3 protein-coding genes are annotated in these 3,005 nt (G+C 68.6%); 2 read left to right on the top strand and 1 reads right to left on the bottom strand.

From position 1 onward, the window contains the following. Window positions 1-113 precede the first annotated feature (113 nt). Window positions 114-581: an RDD family protein gene (locus ACIA8D_RS37965; RefSeq protein WP_399239364.1), complete on the bottom strand. Its 468-nt coding sequence runs from the start codon at window positions 579-581 to the stop codon at window positions 114-116. A 199-nt stretch (window positions 582-780) separates the two neighbouring features. Between ACIA8D_RS37965 and glnA the strand changes: the two genes are divergently transcribed. Continuing rightward, on the top strand, window positions 781-2,190 hold the full coding sequence (gene glnA, locus ACIA8D_RS37960) for a type I glutamate--ammonia ligase (protein WP_399239362.1): 1,410 nt from the start codon (window positions 781-783) through the stop codon (window positions 2,188-2,190). A gap of 171 nt (window positions 2,191-2,361) precedes the next feature. Continuing rightward, window positions 2,362-2,874, top strand: coding sequence for a DUF1269 domain-containing protein (locus ACIA8D_RS37955; RefSeq protein WP_399239360.1), 513 nt, complete (start codon window positions 2,362-2,364; stop codon window positions 2,872-2,874). Window positions 2,875-3,005: the final 131 nt, after the last annotated feature.

Raw genomic sequence — 3,005 nt, 5'->3', positions numbered from 1 at the left:
GCACGTGTGGGGGGCCCCCCCCGCCTCTCCTACGTTCGCGCAGTTCCCCGCGCCCCTAGGGCCTGTCGTTTGGATCAGGCCGGGCTCGCGGGGCCTGATCCAAACGACAGGCCCTAGACGCGGACCTGCACCGCCTTCGCGACGCGGTCGTGCAGGCCGCGGCCGTCGCGGTCCCAGATCAGCGCCGGGACGGCGACGCACAGCAGCACCGAGCGGGCCAGCACCCGGCCGACACCGATGCGTCCGCCGGCCTCGGAGACGACCCGCAGGCCGAAGAGGCGCTTGCCGGGCGTGCAGCCGATGGTGCCGACCGTGAGCACGCTGAGCACGAAGAAGAAGAGCAGCGCCCAGTTCCCCGTCGACTGGTTGTAGCCGTCCGTGACCAGGCCGTATGCGATCAGCATGCACAGCGCCCAGTCGACGACGAGGGCTCCGATGCGGCGTCCGGGGCGCGCGATGGAGCCGGGTCCGTGCTCGGGCAGACCGAGCTGTTCACCGCGGTAGCCGAAGTCGGCGCCCGCCTGTTCCATGGCCTCACGAGGCCCGGACAGCCACGATCCCATTGCTTCCCTGTTGTCCACGCGTCAACGGTACTGCGCCGCTCTCCTGATGCGGCCCCGACCCCTGCTCCGGTTAACTTGGGCGAAACAAATGGGTCATGCTTGAGAAATCACGCCTGCATATCGTCGGGCCCCAGCGTGTGCCACCGCACCGGTCGCGCGATCGAGCTGCCAAGAGCTGCAACCCCGCCCCTCCCTGGGTGGGAGTAGGAGGAGTTGGATGTTCCAGAACGCCGATGACGCCAAGAAATTCATCGCGGACGAGGACGTCAAGTTCGTCGACGTTCGCTTCTGCGACCTGCCGGGTGTGATGCAGCACTTCACGGTGCCGGCCGAGGCGTTCGACCCCACGGAGGAGCTGGCCTTCGACGGCTCGTCGATCCGCGGCTTCCAGGCCATCCACGAGTCCGACATGGCGCTGCGCGCGGACCTCACCACCGCCCGTGTGGACCCCTTCCGCCGCGACAAGACGCTGAACGTCAACTTCTTCATCCACGACCCGATCACGGGCGAGCAGTACTCCCGTGACCCGCGCAACGTGGCGAAGAAGGCCGAGGCCTACCTGGCCTCCACCGGCATCGCCGACACCGCGTTCTTCGGCCCCGAGGCCGAGTTCTACGTCTTCGACTCGGTGCGCTTCGAGACCTCCGCGAACCGCTCGCTCTACGAGATCGACTCCGAGGCGGGCGCCTGGAACACCGGCGCCGTCGAGAACAACCGCGGCTACAAGGTGCGCTACAAGGGCGGCTACTTCCCGACCCCGCCGGTCGACCACTTCGCCGACCTGCGCGCCGAGATCTCCCTCGAGCTGGACCGTCAGGGCATGAAGGTCGAGCGCCAGCACCACGAGGTGGGCACGGCCGGCCAGGCGGAGATCAACTACAAGTTCAACACGCTGCTCGCCGCGGCCGACGACCTGATGCTCTTCAAGTACATCGTGAAGAACGTCGCCTGGCGCAACGGCAAGACCGCGACCTTCATGCCGAAGCCGATCTTCGGCGACAACGGCTCGGGCATGCACGTCCACCAGTCCCTGTGGGCCGGTGGCGAGCCGCTCTTCTACGACGAGCAGGGCTACGCGGGCCTCTCGGACACCGCCCGCTACTACATCGGCGGCATCCTCAAGCACGCCCCGTCGCTGCTGGCCTTCACCAACCCGACGGTGAACTCGTACCACCGCCTGGTCCCGGGCTTCGAGGCGCCGGTCAACATGGTGTACTCGCAGCGCAACCGCTCCGCGGCCATGCGTATCCCGATCACGGGCTCGAACCCGAAGGCCAAGCGCGTCGAGTTCCGCGCGCCGGACCCGTCCTCGAACCCGTACCTCGCCTTCTCGGCGCTGCTCATGGCGGGCCTCGACGGCGTCAAGAACAAAATCGAGCCGGCCGAGCCGATCGACAAGGACCTGTACGAGCTGGCTCCCGAGGAGCACGCCAACGTCCAGCAGGTCCCGACCTCGCTTCCCGCGGTCCTCGACGCCCTGGAGGCGGACAACGAGTACCTGCAGGCCGGCGGCGTCTTCACGGCCGACCTGATCGAGACGTGGATCGACTACAAGCGCACGAACGAGATCGCCCCGATCCAGCTGCGCCCGCACCCGCACGAGTTCGAGCTGTACTTCGACCTCTAAGCCGTCCCGTAGCTCCGAACGCGCTCGTCGCCGAGGGCCCGGTCTCCCCCACGAGGGAGGCCGGGCCCTCGGGCGTGTCGGGAGGGCGTGAGGCTCGCCGGGCGGAATGCGACCAATCGCCCTAAACTCGGGCACGTCGCACACGCTGACAAGCCTCGGAGGAGTGCCGTCATGAGCAATCTGTTCGTCGTCGCCTATAACGACCTCGCCACCGCCGACCAGGTCCGCAACCGGCTCCTGGAGATGTCCAAGGAGCACCTCGTCGAGCTCGAGGACATCGTCGTCGTCGAGCGCCGGGAGTCCGACGGGAAGATCAAGCTGCACCAGGCCGTGAACCACACCACGATGGGCGCCACGGGCGGCGCGCTGTGGGGCAGCGTCATCGGCATGCTCTTCCTCGTGCCGTTCCTGGGGGCAGCCGTCGGTGCCGCCGCGGGTGCCGCGGGCGGGGCCGTCACGGACACCGGGATCAACGACAACTTCATGAAGGAACTCAGCCAGAACCTGCGGCCCGGCGCCGCCGCACTGTTCGTCCTCGTCAAGCAGGCCGCCCGCGACAAGGTCGTGCCGGAGATCGCCCAGTACGGCGGTCAGCTGGTGCAGACGTCGCTGAGCAACGACGACGAGGAGGCGCTGCGCGAGATGCTGCAGGAGGGGCAGGCGAAGGCCCAGGCCACGGCATAGGCTCCGCAGTCGCGGAAACGCGGCCGCCCCGGTCCATCGGACCGGGGCGGCCGTCGTGTGGGTGAGTGGGTGGGGCTAGGGCCTGGGGGGTGGGTGACGGCGGGGGCGCGGGGGCGGCTGCCAACCCCCAC

This window comes from Streptomyces sp. NPDC051684 (assembly GCF_044453445.1).
Lineage (GTDB): Bacteria > Actinomycetota > Actinomycetes > Streptomycetales > Streptomycetaceae > Streptomyces.
The sequence above is the reverse complement of the archived record's forward strand: the minus strand, read 5'-3'. Positions and strand labels throughout refer to the sequence as shown.